The sequence below is a fragment of the Mesorhizobium sp. M0778 genome (assembly GCF_040320105.1).
Lineage (GTDB): Bacteria > Pseudomonadota > Alphaproteobacteria > Rhizobiales > Rhizobiaceae > Mesorhizobium.
Genome location: NZ_JAMYPA010000011.1, coordinates 33,424 through 48,886, shown reverse-complemented (window position 1 = coordinate 48,886; position 15,463 = coordinate 33,424). Strand labels below are relative to the sequence as shown.

At 62.5% G+C, this 15,463-nt stretch carries 15 protein-coding genes; 10 read left to right on the top strand and 5 right to left on the bottom strand.

Going from position 1 to position 15,463, the window contains the following annotated elements:
* Window positions 1-17: 17 nt before the first annotated feature.
* The 3 genes from NKI22_RS17185 to NKI22_RS17175 all read right to left on the bottom strand — a co-directional run bounded on the left by NKI22_RS17185 (window position 18) and on the right by NKI22_RS17175 (window position 2,799).
* Window positions 18-335 (bottom strand): hypothetical protein, encoded by a 318-nt coding sequence (locus NKI22_RS17185; protein WP_352587858.1) that lies wholly within the window; start codon window positions 333-335, stop codon window positions 18-20.
* 998 nt (window positions 336-1,333) lie between these two features.
* Window positions 1,334-1,990 carry an acyl-homoserine-lactone synthase gene (locus NKI22_RS17180; RefSeq protein ID WP_352938638.1) on the bottom strand — a complete coding sequence of 219 codons (657 nt, stop codon included), beginning with the start codon at window positions 1,988-1,990 and terminating at the stop codon, window positions 1,334-1,336.
* Between the two features lie 86 nt (window positions 1,991-2,076).
* Entirely contained in the window at window positions 2,077-2,799 is a 723-nt protein-coding gene (locus NKI22_RS17175; protein WP_352938641.1) for a LuxR family transcriptional regulator, read from the bottom strand.
* A 152-nt stretch (window positions 2,800-2,951) separates the two neighbouring features.
* Between NKI22_RS17175 and NKI22_RS17170 the strand changes: the two genes are divergently transcribed.
* The 3 genes from NKI22_RS17170 to NKI22_RS17160 are packed head-to-tail and all read left to right on the top strand — an operon-like array spanning window position 2,952 to window position 5,691.
* Window positions 2,952-3,599, top strand: a complete 648-nt coding sequence (locus NKI22_RS17170) for a cysteine hydrolase family protein (RefSeq protein ID WP_352938644.1) — start codon at window positions 2,952-2,954, stop codon at window positions 3,597-3,599.
* Complete coding sequence (locus NKI22_RS17165; protein WP_352938647.1) at window positions 3,596-4,915, top strand: type I glutamate--ammonia ligase; 1,320 nt, start codon at window positions 3,596-3,598, stop codon at window positions 4,913-4,915. Before NKI22_RS17170 ends, NKI22_RS17165 begins: the two co-directional genes overlap by 4 nt.
* Entirely contained in the window at window positions 4,915-5,691 is a 777-nt protein-coding gene (locus NKI22_RS17160) for an N-formylglutamate amidohydrolase (protein ID WP_031193477.1), read from the top strand. The genes NKI22_RS17165 and NKI22_RS17160 overlap by 1 nt, the downstream gene beginning before the upstream one ends.
* Window positions 5,692-5,751: 60 nt before the next feature.
* Here NKI22_RS17160 and NKI22_RS17155 read toward each other — a convergent pair whose 3' ends face one another.
* Window positions 5,752-6,534 carry a hypothetical protein gene (locus NKI22_RS17155; RefSeq protein WP_023717223.1) on the bottom strand — a complete coding sequence of 261 codons (783 nt, stop codon included), beginning with the start codon at window positions 6,532-6,534 and terminating at the stop codon, window positions 5,752-5,754.
* Window positions 6,535-6,683: 149 nt separating this feature from the next.
* Between NKI22_RS17155 and NKI22_RS17150 the strand changes: the two genes are divergently transcribed.
* The 6 genes from NKI22_RS17150 (at window position 6,684) to NKI22_RS17125 (ending at window position 12,634) form a co-directional block, all read left to right on the top strand.
* Window positions 6,684-7,310 carry a DUF4129 domain-containing protein gene (locus NKI22_RS17150; protein ID WP_352495281.1) on the top strand — a complete coding sequence of 209 codons (627 nt, stop codon included), beginning with the start codon at window positions 6,684-6,686 and terminating at the stop codon, window positions 7,308-7,310.
* Complete coding sequence (locus NKI22_RS17145) at window positions 7,307-8,506, top strand: DUF4350 domain-containing protein (RefSeq protein ID WP_352640033.1); 1,200 nt, start codon at window positions 7,307-7,309, stop codon at window positions 8,504-8,506. Before NKI22_RS17150 ends, NKI22_RS17145 begins: the two co-directional genes overlap by 4 nt.
* Window positions 8,493-9,449 carry an AAA family ATPase gene (locus NKI22_RS17140; protein WP_352938652.1) on the top strand — a complete coding sequence of 319 codons (957 nt, stop codon included), beginning with the start codon at window positions 8,493-8,495 and terminating at the stop codon, window positions 9,447-9,449. The genes NKI22_RS17145 and NKI22_RS17140 overlap by 14 nt, the downstream gene beginning before the upstream one ends.
* On the top strand, window positions 9,446-10,753 hold the full coding sequence (locus tag NKI22_RS17135; protein ID WP_023717219.1) for a DUF58 domain-containing protein: 1,308 nt from the start codon (window positions 9,446-9,448) through the stop codon (window positions 10,751-10,753). Before NKI22_RS17140 ends, NKI22_RS17135 begins: the two co-directional genes overlap by 4 nt.
* Window positions 10,750-11,781, top strand: a complete 1,032-nt coding sequence (locus tag NKI22_RS17130) for a stage II sporulation protein M (protein ID WP_352495277.1) — start codon at window positions 10,750-10,752, stop codon at window positions 11,779-11,781. The genes NKI22_RS17135 and NKI22_RS17130 overlap by 4 nt, the downstream gene beginning before the upstream one ends.
* 64 nt (window positions 11,782-11,845) lie before the next feature.
* Window positions 11,846-12,634 carry an RDD family protein gene (locus tag NKI22_RS17125; RefSeq protein ID WP_352495276.1) on the top strand — a complete coding sequence of 263 codons (789 nt, stop codon included), beginning with the start codon at window positions 11,846-11,848 and terminating at the stop codon, window positions 12,632-12,634.
* A gap of 668 nt (window positions 12,635-13,302) precedes the next feature.
* Here NKI22_RS17125 and NKI22_RS17120 read toward each other — a convergent pair.
* Window positions 13,303-13,989 (bottom strand): D-lyxose/D-mannose family sugar isomerase, encoded by a 687-nt coding sequence (locus NKI22_RS17120; protein WP_023674428.1) that lies wholly within the window; start codon window positions 13,987-13,989, stop codon window positions 13,303-13,305.
* 243 nt (window positions 13,990-14,232) lie between these two features.
* Between NKI22_RS17120 and NKI22_RS17115 the strand changes: the two genes are divergently transcribed.
* Window positions 14,233-15,291, top strand: a complete 1,059-nt coding sequence (locus NKI22_RS17115) for a D-TA family PLP-dependent enzyme (protein WP_352939658.1) — start codon at window positions 14,233-14,235, stop codon at window positions 15,289-15,291.
* Window positions 15,292-15,463 lie beyond the last annotated feature (172 nt).

Here is a 15,463-nt window from a genome sequence, read left to right as displayed (position 1 = left end):
TCGGGAATCCGGATGCTTTATACGTAGTTAGCTGTATAGTCAGCATCAAAGCCCGTCATGCAATAGCCCTCTATTGCTTTTAGAGCGAAATCTGAATTAGCATATGCTATGCCAATTCCTACTCCGCCGACGTGATGCTCAATCTTCACTTGTTTGCTTCCACTATTGTGAAAAACCATGCAGCCGTCGGCGCGCTTTTGAAGCTGGATATCCGCGCATGCATTCCCGGAGCACGACCCGGCAAGCGCCGAGCCAAGACTTGCTCCCAAGCACACGGTTGCAGCCATGGAGTAAATCAGGATCTTGATTTTTTTATTCTTCCATTCAGCGTTCATAGTAACCACCTCTCATAGCAAGAAGATATTGCGGATCTCTGCATCTCTTGTCTTGACGATGTTCGTCCTATGCAAACCTAGAGTGCCGGCAATCTCGTGCGCTCCCAAGGACGTGTAAATGGGTAGCAACAACCTCGTCCCACACCCGCGCGATAGGGGCCAAATCGTCCCCGCTAAGCTATTGCGGTGCGCAACTCCCACTTGCTTGTATTTCCTCAGATCGTCTATTCCAAAACCAGTCCTGATCGAATGCTCTGCACACATCCCCTCCAGACCGCGCTACGCTTTCTGCGATCGCCTGACGCGAAGCTTCGCATGACGGCCCATCAGCAGAAATCGTCTGATCGCCAGCATCAAGTTTCTCGGCCGAGCTGCAATAGTACCGCCGTGAGACGAAGTGTTGCCCGTTGTCGGCGTAAGCCACTTCTGATGAGACAAAAGAGATGATCCCAGCAAGAGGCGCAAGAAACTTTAAAGGAGCCACAGTTTCCTCCTTGCACAGTTGGCGACGGTCGTCTTCAGCGGCAAGCTTCAAAGGGGCACATCATCAAGACGGCGCTACTAACGACGCAATGCAGCCGCTAATATGTAAAGCTTGTATCGCCAAGCGGAGCGTAACGTCAGTTGTTGCGGCATTCGCAGGTGGCGTTTCCGTTAGAGTCGCAGTTACCATGGAAGGTTTCGCCTGCGTTGCACGTTTTATCACACGTGCTGGTTGTTCCGTCAGGCTTAGTGCAAGTTTTGGACCCAACAAGAATCAAAGAGTTTCCGCCTGGGGCGCCCTTGAGATCAGGCATATTGAATGCCATCTCGCTAGGCGTCGACATCTTCAGCTCCGTAGCACGACCGGGGATCGAAAAGATACTAAGCAAAGCAATACAAGAACTTGCGATTATCAATGCGGGTTGCATGGTCTTCCTCCTTCGTCGTTGCTGCATGCCTCGTTGACAAAAATACTTTTACGCGATCCCCTTCTAAGGATGGTCCACTTGAGCTCATCAGGCGACCTCCAAGCGCCTCTCGGGCCAACGGAGAAATGAAGGCTGGGCTCCGCGCCGGACCAGCAGAGAATTGTTGATACGAAGTATCTTCCGCACACTCGCCAGCGCCGCCTCATTCACCTCGATATACGCCACGATGTACCACTCGCCGTTTTCTTCCCTGGCCATGCCCATCGGCTCGGCGCGCCACTTCAGCGCGCCATGGTGGGGCATGAAGTAGGTTTCCTGGACGCCGCCGACGGCGCTGAGGCCCTCGTCTAGAGCGTATTCCATCACCGCGCAGCACAGCTGCGTCAGCGTGCCCCTCAGTCCGGCAGTTCGCTTGTCGGGAACGACGAATGTGCGCGTCCATTCGGCCCAATCGGGTCGTCTCGGGACGCCCGATCTTTCGCACATGTGAGAAAAGACCTCCGAGACCATGTGCGGCTCGCTCGTTGGGATCAATCGAGCCGAAGTCACTACGCGACCGTCTTCAATACCAAGCAGGTAAGTCGCCGCGTCGGTATCGAATTGGTCCAGCTCGCGACCGTCCGGGCTCGGAGGGCGCCAATGTTTCTGGTGCACGAAGAAGTCGTGCCGGCGGCGCAGAAACTCGTCGAATTCGTTTTCATAGAGATGCTTGTTATGCGCATTGACTACGTGGGCCGTTATCATGGCGCGATCCCCCGATCGTTTCTCGCAGGGATATTTGCAGTCGCGCTAATATACGTCACCTGTCCGATGGGACAGTTGACGCGTTTTTAGGGATGGATCAGGCGCCGGCGCACTGCTTCGACGACCGCTTGCGTGGTCGTGGCGACGCCAAAAGCCTCGCGGGCTCTTGTCGAATGCCATTTGACCGTTCGCTCGGTCAGCCCGAGGATTTGGGATGTTTCCGACGAGGTCTTGCCGGCCGCAGCCCAGAGCAGCACCTCTTTTTCGCGGTCGGTCAGCACGCCTTCATCGTCGTCATTGTCATTCGACAACGCCTGGATCGACATGCCCGCGTATACCGCCATGGTCACCAGTTGCACCTGATGGCGCGGCGAGAGGGCGCAGCACTTCGCGGAAGACGCAAACGAAAGCACGGATTGCCAGTGATGAACGCTGAGCATCGGCACAGCGAAGCCGCTACAGATGCCGAACTCCGTCGCCTCGCCGGCGACGCGTCGTGAGCCCTCCGTATTCGACCACTTTGCCGGGACTTCCGACCAAAGGAACGGCTTCAGGGTCTTTGCCGAGTAAATGCAAACGCCGTCGACGGCGGCATGCTCGGCCTCGACATAGCGTTCGAACCAGCCGGCCGGCCAGCCATTCAGTTCAACCATGGGTGCAAGCTTCTGGCCACCGAGCGGCACCCCGCTCAGGATCAGGTGCTCGAAGCCGAGATTTCGCACGGTTTCGAGCAGGTCGCCCAGCAGCGGCCCGGTAGCTGTGTGTTTCCTGCAACGTTCGACAAAGTCGAACACGTCTGAATCGATCATGACAGAGACCCCCCGTCTCCACGCCCGAAAACAAAGCTTACCTTAAATTAGCGACTTCGAATATCCCAATAAGCGCGTCCGCCACGCAGGACGCCTGGACCAAAATCAGCTAAATCAGCCAGACTTTGATCAGCGAAGCAGGACCAGAAAGCATGACGCAAGCATTGCCGAAACGAAACGAGCCGTTCCGGGCCGGCGAAACCGCGCTGCTGCTAGTCGACATGCAGCGCGTCTGGCTGGAGCCCGGCGCCGATCCGGCCCATCCGGAGCGCGGCCCCGATCACTATTTCTACCGGCAGACGGCGTCGCAAACGATCCCCAACCAGGAGCGCCTGCTGGCGGCGGCGCGGGCCAACGGCGTCGAGGTGATCCACACCATCATCCAGAGCCTGACCCAAGACGGCCGCGACCGCTCGCTCGACCACAAGCTGACGCCGATCCATATCGCGCCGAGCCGGCCGGAGGGCCTGCCGGTGCCGTGGCTGGCGCCGGTCGGCGACGAGATCATGCTGCCGAAGACATCGTCGGGCGTCTTCAACTCAACCAACATCGACTATGTCCTGAAAAACCTCGGCGTGCGTTACCTGATCGTCGCCGGCATTATGACCGACCAGTGCGTCGACATGGCGGTGCGCGATGCCGCCGACCGCGGCTACCTCGTCACCTGCGTATCGGACGCTTGCGCCGCCGCCTCGCAGGAGCGCCATGATGGCGCGCTCGAGGCGTTCGGCGGCTATTGCTGGATCGCCGACACCGCCATCATTACTGCCCGTTTCGAAGCCTTGGGAAAAGCTACATGACATCGACCGTCGAACCGCTCGTTGCCGTCGTCACCACCGACCTTTCGGCGATCACGCGCGGCCGCTCCGTCGTCGAAAGCAAGCTGCAGAAGATCGCCGCGACCGGCGTCGGCTGGCTGCAGGCCAATCTGTCGCTGACGCCCTTCAATTCCATCGTCGACCCCAATCCCTGGGGCTCGTCCGGCGATGTGCGGCTCATTCCCGATCTCAACGCGCGGTTTCGCACGGCGCTGACCGGATCGCCGACACCGTTCGACATGGTCGCCGGCAACATCGTCGAACTGGACGGCAGCCCGTGGGTCGGCTGTACGCGGACCATGCTGAGCGATGCGCTGGCGGAGTTGAAGGCGGCGACCGGGCTTTCCGTCATCGCCGCGTTCGAGCATGAATTCCATATCGAGGGCGACTTTGGGCCGGCTCATTCGATGTCGTTGGCCGCATTGCGCCGCGCCGATCCGTTTGCCGCCAATCTGATGGCGGCGCTAGCGGAAGCCGGCGTCGCGCCCGAAGTGGTGATCGCCGAATTCGGCACCGACCAATTCGAGGTGACATGCGAGCCAGCCGATGCGGTCGCCGCGGCCGATCGCGCGGTCGCCATCCGTGAGATCACGCGCGAAGTCGCGCGATGTGCCGGCTGGCGGGCGAGCTTCGCGCCCAAGATCGCGCCGGATGCCGTCGGCAACGGCGTCCACATCCATTTCAGTTTCGTCGACGAGGCCGGCAAGCCGGCGACCTACGATCCGGCCCAGCCGGGCGGTCTTTCCAGCCGGACCGCTTCGTTCTGCGCCGGCGTGCTGCGCCACCTGCCCGCGATCACCGCCATGACGGCGGCGAGTGTGTCGTCCTGCTACCGGCTGAAGCCGCATAGCTGGAGTTCGTCCTACACTTGGCTTGCCGATCGCGACCGCGAGGCGTCCTTACGCATCTGCCCGACGGTGACCATCGGCGGGCGCGATCCGGCGCGGCAGTACAACATCGAATACCGGGCAGCCGACGCCACCGGCAATCCCTATTTGTCGCTGGCGGCGATCGTGCGCGCCGGGCTGGAAGGGCTGAAGGCCAAGCTGCCGGCGCCGCCGCTGGTCACCGGCGACCCGACGCAGATGAGCGCCGCCGAACGCAAGAAGCTTGGCCTCGTACGGCTGCCGGAAACGCTGCCGGCGGCACTCGACGCGCTCGTTGCCGACAAGACCGTGACAGGATGGTTCGCGCCGGTGTTCGTCGAGACCTTTGTCGGCCTCAAGCGGCATGAGACCGAGCGCCTTGCCGGGCTTGATCCAGTGGCAGTCTGCGACCTTTACCGGACGCTGTATTGATGGCTGAGCCGCTTGCCAACGCCATCCTACCGGAAGGTTGGCCACCCGCGGTCGACGCAATCAACGAAACGGGGCGTTCCGATATCGTTCTGATATGCGAGCACGCGTCAAATCACATCCCGGCCGAGTATGCGCGGCTTGGTCTCGACAGCAGCCATTTGCAGCGCCATATCGCCTGGGATATCGGCGCCGCCGAAGTGACCCGCCTTCTGTCGAAGCTGCTCGATGCTCCGGCCTTCCTCAGCTCCTATTCGCGGCTTTTGATCGATCTCAACCGGCCGCTTGGTTCCAGCGGCAGCATTCCGGTGCTATCGGAGGACACTGAGATCCCCGGCAATGTCGGCCTCGATCCGGAGGAGCGAAGCCGGCGCGCCGAGATCATGTTCGCGCCGTTTCATGACCGCGTCGCTGCCCATCTCGACGAGCGGGCGAAGCAGGGCAGAGCGACACGGATCGCGACGATCCACTCCTTCACGCCGGTCTACCTCGGTGTTGGCAGGCCCTGGCATGCCGGCGTGCTTTACGACCGGGCAATCGATTTCGGCCAGGCAATGCTTGCCGGCCTGGGCGCCGGCATCGGGCTCAACGTCGCGGCAAACGAGCCTTACGTGATCAGCCGCGAGGGCGACTACGCCATACCGGTCCATGGCGACGATCGCGGCATTCCAGCCGTCCTCGTCGAGATCAGGCAGGACCTGCTGGCGGGCCGCTCCGGCATCGAGGAATGGGCGCACCGCCTGGCAGCAGCGTTGCCGGCACAGACAAAGGCGTTATGACCGAGCTCGGCTGCTCGACCGCAACGCAAGATGCCAGCCGGTGAAAAGCCTCCACCGTCCTCAGGAGAAGATTTGCGACAGTTCTTCGACGCTGGTGCCTTCCTTGACCTGCCGCAGCTCGACATAGCTGACCGCCGTGGCCACCGACAGCACCATCGACAGCACGGTCGACACCAAGGCTGCCGCCACATCGGCAATGATCCCGCCAAACATGACGATGACTGCCAGCATCACCCACTGGATGACCATCGCGATGACCATCAGGATCAGGAAAAGGCCAAATAGCGGCCAGCGGTTGCCCTTGGTCAGGACACGGCTGCGCGACATCGAACCGAACACGCCAAGCCGCTCCTGGATCAGAACCGGCACCGCCACGCACCATCCGAGCCACAAGATGATGCCGGGAACCAGCAAAGCTATCGACGCCAGGCCCGCACCCAGGCCGACGAGCAGGCCAATACCAAGGGTCGGCAGCAAATTGCGGATGGCTATCTGAATGCAGTCGCCAAAGGTCGGCCGCTTGCCGTTCAAGTCCTCGATCGTTGCCCGCACCAGCGCCGACTGGAGCAGCAGCGCGAAAACGAAGGATAGCAATCCCGCAATAACCGTAATCCATGAATTCTGAAACATCATCGAGGGATCGGCCGCGGCGCCGGGGTCGCCCTGCAGAACCGCATCTAGTTGCGGTTGGCTCCACAGCCGAAGAATAATCGCCGGCAAGCCTGAAAACAGCAGCGCGAGCCCAAGGCATAAGCCGATGTTGCGGCCGATCACGGCGAAGCTGTTGTTGAACACTCTGCCGATCTCGAATTTCTCAGGCCGTTCCAGTGTCGTTGAAGCCATGATTCCCCCCGTGTTTCGCCGTAACAGTATCACGGCGCCCTAATAGCAATTCTGCCAAGATTAACCGTGGGCGTCCAGCCCACTTGCAATTCTTGTGCTGCATTGTCAGTGTCGGCTGGGAACTGCAGGTTGCAGGGGAGCGGGTGACGGTGGCACAGCCAGGCACAGCGGAAGCCGAATGGCTGACCAATCTGCACAAGCAGCTGATCGCCGATGAGTCGATCCAGTTCGACCTGCCGGCCTATGTGCCGCCCCAGCCGCCCGACTGGCTGAAGCCGCTGCTCGATCTTTTGTCATCGCTCGGTCCCTACATGATCTATCTGTTCTGGGGGGCGGTGATATCGGGCGCCGCAATCATCCTGCTTTTGGTCTTCCTCGAGGTGAAAGGCATCGCCTGGCACCTGCCGTGGCAGCGCGCGCGGCCCGAGGCCGAGGCCGAAGAGACCTGGCGTCCCGACGCGGGCGCCGCGCAGATCCTGCTGTCGGAAGCGGATGCGCTGGCCGCACGCGGCGACTATGACGAGGCGGTTCACTTGCTGCTTCGGCGCAGCGTCGCCGATATTGCCAGCCGGCTGCCGGACTTCCTGCGCCCGTCGCTCACCGCGCGCGACATCGCCAATGCTCCTTCCCTGCCGGGAAGGGCACGCCATGCGTTTACCGAGATCGCCCGCATTGTCGAGACGGCGCTGTTCGCGCGCCGGCCGGTCGGCGCGGAAGGCTGGCGGCAAGCACGCGGCGCCTATGAACGTTTCGCCTTCCGGGATGCCTGGACGTGAGCGCACCGGCGGTCGAGGCGCAGGAGCCGTTCAATCGAAAGACACTGTTTTGGGGGATTTTCGCCAGCCTGCTTGCGGCTGCCGGTTTCTTCCTGCTGTCCACCTATGCTCCCGATTTCCGGCAACCCGGCAATGGCGGCGCCACGCCGTTGTCGAAAAGCGGCGTCGGCTACGCCGGCCTGGCGGAATGGCTGAAGCTGACCGGCGAACCGCCCTTCATGGCGCGGACCGAGGACGATCTCGGCACCGACATGCTGCTGATCGTCACCATTTCGCTCGACAGCGATCCGGAGGCTCTCGACCACATCCTCGACCTTCGTCAGGACCAGAACACGCTCTTCGTGCTGCCCAAATGGCAGATCCTGCCGCTGCAGGAGCATGAAGGCTGGAACATGAAATTCGGGCGATTGCCTGGTTCGGTGGTGAACGAGTGGCTTGGCCGGATCGCCGATGCAAAGATTGGTGCCGGCCAAAGTACGCCAAAGCAACTCGACATCGACGGCAGGCTCGTCAACGCCCCCGAAGAATTGCAGTGGGTAGCGGACGAACACCCGGTCATTGCAGCCGGCAAAGGCCAGGCCGTCCTGACGCAAGTGGAGAACAAGCCGTTCTATATCCTGACCGACCCCGACCTGATCAACAACGCCGCCCTCAAGGATCCCGACAAGGCGGCAGCGGCGCTCGGGCTGATCGCCTTGCTCCAGCCGGACGACGGGCCGGTGATGTTCGATCTGACGCTGCACGGCGCGGGGCGGAAGTATGATCTGGCCAAGCTTCTGGTCGAGCCGCCCTTCCTGGCGCTGACACTGACGATCCTGGTCGCTGCGGCGCTGGCGTTCCTGCATGGCCTCGGCCGATTCGGCCCGCCGCGTGCCGACCAGCGTGCAATTGCTTTCGGCAAGCGTGCGCTGGTCGATACGACGGCGATGCTCATGCGGCGTGCCGGCCGGCTGGACGAGCTGGGAAGCCGCTATGCGGCCTTGATGCGGGTGCGCGCCGGCGCGCTGCTCGGGGCACCGCAAGGGTTGCAAGGCACAGCGCTCGACCACTGGCTCGACTCTCGCGATAAGGAGCAAGCTGGCGGCTTCACGATGCGCTCGCAAGCCGCCGGCGAGGCCAAGAACTTGGCGCAGATGCAACAGGCAGCTGAGCGGCTGCACGACTGGACAGCAAGGAGGCTCGGTGAACGTCGATGATGTGAAGGCCCTGGCGACACGGATCAGGGAAGAAGTGGCCAAGGCGATTACCGGGCAGCACGATACGGTCGACCTGATGCTGACCGCCTTGTTTGCAGGCGGGCATATCCTGCTCGAAGGCCCTCCCGGCACGGCCAAGACAATGACCGCGCGCTGCTTCGCCCAAGCGCTTGGGGTCGCCTACGGGCGGATCCAGTTCACACCGGACCTGATGCCCGGCGACATCGTCGGGTCGAACATCTACAACTTCCAGACCGGGCAGTTCACGCTGACGCGCGGCCCGATCTTCTGCGATCTCCTGCTTGCCGACGAAATCAACCGCACGCCACCCAAGACGCAAGCCGCACTGCTCGAGGCGATGCAGGAACATGCGGTCACGTTCGACGGCAGCACGCATTCGCTCGGCCGCAACTTCATGGTCGTCGCGACCCAGAATCCGATCGAGCACCAGGGTGTCTATCCGCTGCCCGAGGCACAGCTCGACCGCTTTCTGTTCAAGCACCGCGTCAGCTATCCCGGCCCCGAGGAAGAACGGGCCATCATCGTCCATCACGGCGGCGGCTCCGCCTCGCACGACATCGCGCAATATGGCATCGAGGCGCAGACGGACCGCGAGACGCTGCAGGAGGCACTTGCAACCGTCGGCTCCGTCACCCTCGTCGACGATGTCGTCGGCTATATAGCGGCGCTGGTTCGGGCTACGCGCGAAAATGCCGATCTGGAAGTGGGGGCCAGCCCGCGCGCGGGCGCCATGCTGGCGCGGGCGGCTCGTGCCCGGGCGGCGCTGGACGGACGCGCCTATGTGATCCCCGACGACGTCAAGGCGCTGGCAGTGCCGGCGCTGCGCCATCGCGTCATCCTTTCGCCTGCCGCCCAGATCGATGGCCGCCTGGTCGAGCAGATCGTCTCCGACCTGGTCGACCAGACGGAAGCACCACGTTGATCTATCCCAGCGGCCGAGCAGTGTGGGCAGCAGCGGCCGGCGCGGTGCCGGCCTTCCTCGTCGCGCTGGCGCTGCCGTCATTCTGGTATCTGGGATTGCTGTGGAGTTGCCTGCTGCTTGCCTTCCTGGCGGTGGATGCCGCGGCCGGACGCGGGCGGGCATCGCTGAATGCCAGCATCGATGCGCCGCAGCAGGTCGGTGTCGGCGGCGAGTTCAGCGTGCAAATCGCCGCCCGTCACTCGGGGCCGCGCGCCGCGGAGGCTCGCGTCGGCCACGATGCGCGTCTGGCGCCGGTGAGCGACAGCGGTGGGACATTGCTGCCAACCCCCGGAGGCGGGTCGCTCGACCTTCGCTTCCAGGCGCTGCGGCGTGGGATCGCCAGCTTCGACCGTCTTTGGGTGCGCTGGCGCGGGCCGTTCGGGCTGGTCTGGAACCAGGTCGTGCTGCCGGTGGAAAGCAAGGTTGCGGTGCTGCCCGACGTCAGCAGCGCCCGCGGCGAGGCGCTCACGCTGCTGCAGCGTGCGACCCTCGCTGAAGGCCATGCGCAGCGCCGCGCCGGCCAAGGCCGCGAGTTCGACGCGCTCAAGGATTACCAGCCGGGCATGGGCCGGCGCATGATCGACTGGAAGCGCAGCGCCCGCCACGGCAAGCTTTTGGCGCGCGAGTTCCGCATCGAGGAGAACAACAATATCGTGCTGGCCATCGATAGCGGACGCCTGATGTGCGAGCCGGTCGACGGTGTGCCGAAGGTGGATCGGGCGGTGACGGCCGCCCTGCTCTCGGCATTCATCGCGCTGAAGGGCGGCGACATGGTCAGCCTGTTCGGCTTCGATGCAAGGCCGCGCGTTTCGAGCGGCGCGGTACGCGGCCCCGCCAGCTTTGCGATGATCCAGAAACGGGCCGCCGAGATCGACTATTCCAGCGAGGAGACAAACTTCACCTTGGCGCTGACGACGCTGGCGGCGCGGCTCGACCGCCGTTCGCTGGTCATCATCTTCACCGATTTCGTCGATCCGATCAGTGCCGAATTGATGCTGCGCACCGTGGGCCGGCTCACCGAACGGCATCTGGTGCTGTTCATGCTGATGAAGGATACCGAACTGGAGGGCCTGGCCGACATGCCGCCACGCTCCGGCGAGGACGTTGCCCGCGCGGTCGTTGCCGGAGGGCTCTTGCGCGAAAGGCAGGTCGTCATCGGCCGGCTGCGGCTGCTCGGGGCGCATGTCATCGAAGCCAACCACAACCGGCTGGGTCCCGCGCTGGTCGAGCGTTATCTGCAGTTCAAGCAGGAGGATCTGTTGTGACGGCGCCAGTACCCGGCAGTGCGGTACGTGGCGACGCGGTACGCCAGTCGTTGGCCAGCTTTCGCCGCGAGCGCGAGGCCGACTGGAAAGCATTCGAGGCACTGCTGGCGCGTGTCGAGAAGCGTGCGCCGCGCACGCTTTCCGAAGAGGAGCTGCTGTCGCTGCCCCTACTCTATCGATCGGCGCTGTCTTCCCTTTCGGTGGCGCGGGCGACCTCGCTCGACAACGCGCTGGTCGCCTATCTCGAAGCGCTGTCGCTGCGCGGTTATTTCTATCTCTACGGCGCACGTCGCGGGCTGCGGCAGCGCCTCGCCGATTTCTTCCTGCACGACTGGCCCGAAGCCATTCGCGACCTGTGGCGCGAGACATTGGTTTCGGTCGCGCTGATGGTGATCGGCATTGGTGCAGGCGCCTGGCTGGTGGCATCCGACAAGAGCTGGTTCGACGCGATCATCCCGTCCAGCCTGGCAGGGGGCCGCGGTCCAGATGCCTCGGCCGAACTGCTGCGCAGCATGCTTTATGATGGCGACAATGGCTTTCTCTCAGGCTTTGCCGCCTATCTGTTCACGCACAACGTCCAGGTCGCAATCCTGGCCTTCGCCCTTGGCTTTGCCTTCGCCGTGCCGACGGTGCTGCTGATGCTGTTCAACGGCTGCATGATCGGTGCGTTGTTCCAAGTCTATTGGTCCAAGGGACTTGGCATGGAGCTCGGCGGCTGGCTGGCCATCCACGGCACCACCGAATTGTTCGCAATCGCTTTGGCCGGCGCGGCCGGCATGCGCATCGGCACCAGCATCGCCTTTCCCGGCGAATTGACACGCATGGCGGCAGCGGCTCGTGCCGGACGCATCGCCGCGAATGCTATGGTCGGGGTCTCGGTCATGCTGCTGTTTGCCGGGCTGCTCGAGGGCATTGGCAGGCAGACCATCACCAGCGACGTCACGCGCTACGCCATTGGCGGTGGCATGCTGGCGCTGTGGATCGGTTACTTCTACCTGTTCCGGATGGTGCGGCATGGCCATCGGTAGACGCGCCGCCTTTGCGGCTATACGGCCGCTGATCACGCCCGAAGGCGTCGATCTCCGGATAAAGTTGGCCGACGCCGGCACGCGGGCCTCCGCCTTCCTGCTCGACATCGTGTTCATCGCCGTGGCTGCAATCGTGATCACGATCGTCGCGCTATTCGGGGTGGGAGGCCTTGGCAGCGAGGGATTTCAGCCGCTCTTCGTCGTCTGGATCATCCTGATCTTCTTTCTGCGCAACGCCTACTTCATCGTCTTCGAAGCGGGCCGGCGCGCGGCTACGCCCGGCAAGCGGATCGTCGGCATCCGGGTCGCGTCGCGCAGCGGAGACGGCCTGTCGATCGACCAGGTCATCGCCCGCAACCTGATGCGCGAGATCGAGGTGTTCCTGCCGCTGTCGATCATCGTTGGACGCAGCGGGACCGACCTCGCCGACACGTTGACGACGGTGTTCGGACTGGTGTGGACGCTGCTGTTTGCCTTGTTCCCGCTGTTCAATCGCGACCGCATGCGGATCGGCGACCTGTTGGCGGGGACCTGGGTGGTCGAGGCACCGAAGCGCGCCTTGCTGGAAGATCTGTCGGCCCGGCAGGATGCCGGCGCTGGCGCGTTCCGGTTCAGCCACGCCCAGCTCGACGCCTACGGAATTGCCGAACTCCACAAGCTGGAGGAGGTGCTGCGCCGCGACGACTATTTCGCCCTGCGGACGGTTGCCGAGACGATCGGACGCAAGATCGGCGCGGCACCCCAAGCCCATGACGCGCGCGCGTTCCTGACGGCCTATTACGGGGAATTGCGGGCGCATCTCGAGCGCAAGCTGCTGCTGGGCAACCGCAGGGCCGATAAGCATCAGCGGTAGGTTCGCTTTCGCAGCCCTTCTATTGGAGAACTACGATGGCTTGGGTTTGGTACGATCGATTGGATACGTCGTTTCAGCCGGCGACTTTTGACTACGGTTCTCCAGTAACCCCCGTTGATGCGATGACCTCCGTACCAATCGAGGAATCTCGTGGTCGGCCGGTGCTTCGTGCCAGATCCAATTTAATCAATTTTGAAAGCCTTCACTGCCCACCAACTGGCAACCCTCCGGCTGTTGATGATACGTGGCAGGAAATAATTTTGAAATTCGTGCCCCAAGAGTTTGTTCAATTTTATCCAATAACCTTAGTGGCCCGCGACGGAACGACTAACAAGTTTTCTTGGGTTCTGCCACTCAGCCGGGTTCGCTGCATAGATCCAGAACGATCTGATGTTGCCAGCGCGGTGGAAGGAGGTAACGTCTTACATATAATTTCTTGTAATTTTTACGTACACTTTGAGCACTGCTTAGGCACTATTCATCTGGCTAGAGATGAGCAGCAGTTAAATCATATAGTTTTGTCCGACGAATTGAGAACTGCACTCGCCGTAACAGGCGAGTCCTCAATGTTTTTTCGACCAGGCGACGTTCCCACGTTGATTAGGCGGAGGGTCCACTGACCAAAGATAGCGCAAACTTTGCCAACCGGCCAGACCGCCCGTCGCTTCTTACCCCACCCACTTCTCATAATCGGACACCAGCAGGTGCAGCGGTGCTGTGTCCTCGTCGATGTCCGCGAAGCGGCCGATTGGTTCGCGGAAGACGTTGTCGGTGAGATCGTCGTTGACGGTCGAAACCTCGCCGATCAGCACGTCCTTGCCCTCGGCCCAGAAGGCGTGCCAGACGCCCGGCAGCAAGGTGACGCTCTGGCCTGGGTCGAGCTTCAGGAGCCCACCCGCAGGTAGTCTGTGGATGGTTCCGTCGACAGGCACCGATACTTCGGCCTTCGGATCGATGCCGCCATCGCGATCATGCATGAACAGCTCCAGCACCAGTTTGCCGCCGCCACGGTTGATGATGTCCTCGGCCTTGATGTTGTGGCGGTGCATCGGCGACAGCTGATCCTTGCGCGAGATCATGATTTTTTCGGCATAAAGCATGCCCATGCCCTTCTTCATGTCCTCGTAGCGGCCGTTGCGAACGGTGAACAGGAACAGGCCGAGCTCGTCGAATTTCTCCTGGCCGTAGTCGGTGATGTCCCAGCCAAGCCGCGACGAGAAGATTGCCGACGAATCCTGCCGGCGCGCCTTCATCTCTTCCGGCGACCAGTAGGCGAAGGGCGGCATGATGTAGCCGAACGAGCGGATGAAGGCGTCGGCGTCGCGGATGATGTCGTTGATGGCGGAGCGTTTCATGATCGTGGTTCCTTCCCGTCGCTTTGCGAGCGCAAACGGTTCATCGTTTCACGGAAACGCCGAACCGCTCGATCTTTTTTGGACGCAATTCCGGACGGAAAACCGTTTCACACTTTTCCTGGAATTGCTCAAACCGCAATAGCCGAACGTCCATCCGGTGTCGATGCAAACTGCTGTCGCTGGCCCCATGACATGCGGTCCGATCAGGGCCATAAGGTCAACCAATTTTCCGATGGTGAGACCATGCGCAGCATAGACGACCTCGATACGCCGGCGACCCTGATCGATGCCGACCGCGCCGAAGCCAATATCGCGCGGGCGCAGGCCCATGCCGACCGGCATGGGCTGAAGCTCAGGCCGCACGTCAAGACCCACAAGCTGCCCTACTGGGCAAAGAAGCAGATCGCGGCGGGCGCCGTCGGCATCACCTGCCAGAAGATCGGCGAGGCCGAGGTCATGGCCGATGCCGGACTGACCGACATCTTTCTGCCCTACAATATCGTCGGGCGGGCCAAGCTGGAGCGCCTCAAGGCGCTGCACGGCCGCGTAACCCTGTCGGTGACAACGGACAGCATGGACACGCTGATGGGGCTTGCCGCCACCTTTGCCGATCCCGGCCACGGCCTGCCGGTGCTGGTCGAATGCGACACCGGCATGGGCCGCTGCGGTGTGCAGTCGGCCGGCGAGGCAGTCGCGCTGGCGAGCGAGATCGACAAGGTTCGGGGGCTCGTCTTCGGCGGCTTGATGACCTACCCGGGGGCCGGCCGCGCCGCCGAGACCGAGGCGTGGCTCGCCGAAGCGCGGCAAGCACTTGCCGCAGCCGGCCTTGCTTGCGAGCGCATCTCCAGCGGCGGCACACCCGATATGTGGCGTTCCGGCGAGCACAGCGTCGTTACCGAATACCGGCCCGGCACCTACATCTATCTCGACCGCTACCAGGTCGCCAAAGGCGTCGGCAGCCTCGACGATTGCGCACTGACGGTGCTGTCGACGGTGGTCAGCCACCCGACCCCGACACGCGCCATCCTCGACGCCGGCAGCAAGGCCCTGTCCAGCGACACACTGGGGCTCGCCGATTTCGGTGAGCTGCTGGGCATTTCAGGCGCAAGGGTGACCAGCCTCAGCGAAGAGCACGGCAACGTCACGCTGTCAGGCGGCGCCGAGCTTCGCATCGGCGAGCGCGTGCGCGTCGTGCCCGACCATTGCTGCGTCGTCACCAATCTGTTCGACGAGGTGCATCTGATCGAAGGCGACAAGGTGATCGAGACTTTGCCGGTCAAGGCGCGAGGACGGATGGGATGAACCAGGCCGGAGCGCGTGCGGAGGCTTTAATGTATAGAATTTTCCGGACGCCGGAGGGACAGCACCCCCCTCTGTCCTGCCGGACATCTCCCCCGCAAGGGGGGAGATTGGCAGCTCCGCCGCCCGCACCCACTTTGATACGTTGGTAATTGGCGAAAGCAGAAGCAACATC

Bases quoted from the DNA above. Each gene is read 5' to 3' on its own strand.
- NKI22_RS17185 (WP_352587858.1), bottom strand. From the start codon at position 335: ATGAACGCTGAATGGAAGAATAAAAAAATCAAGATCCTGATTTACTCC.
- NKI22_RS17180 (WP_352938638.1), bottom strand. From the start codon at position 1,990: ATGATAACGGCCCACGTAGTCAATGCGCATAACAAGCATCTCTATGAA.
- NKI22_RS17175 (WP_352938641.1), bottom strand. From the start codon at position 2,799: ATGATCGATTCAGACGTGTTCGACTTTGTCGAACGTTGCAGGAAACAC.
- NKI22_RS17170 (WP_352938644.1), top strand. From the start codon at position 2,952: ATGACGCAAGCATTGCCGAAACGAAACGAGCCGTTCCGGGCCGGCGAA.
- NKI22_RS17165 (WP_352938647.1), top strand. From the start codon at position 3,596: ATGACATCGACCGTCGAACCGCTCGTTGCCGTCGTCACCACCGACCTT.
- NKI22_RS17160 (WP_031193477.1), top strand. From the start codon at position 4,915: ATGGCTGAGCCGCTTGCCAACGCCATCCTACCGGAAGGTTGGCCACCC.
- NKI22_RS17155 (WP_023717223.1), bottom strand. From the start codon at position 6,534: ATGGCTTCAACGACACTGGAACGGCCTGAGAAATTCGAGATCGGCAGA.
- NKI22_RS17120 (WP_023674428.1), bottom strand. From the start codon at position 13,989: ATGAAACGCTCCGCCATCAACGACATCATCCGCGACGCCGACGCCTTC.
- NKI22_RS17115 (WP_352939658.1), top strand. From the start codon at position 14,233: ATGCGCAGCATAGACGACCTCGATACGCCGGCGACCCTGATCGATGCC.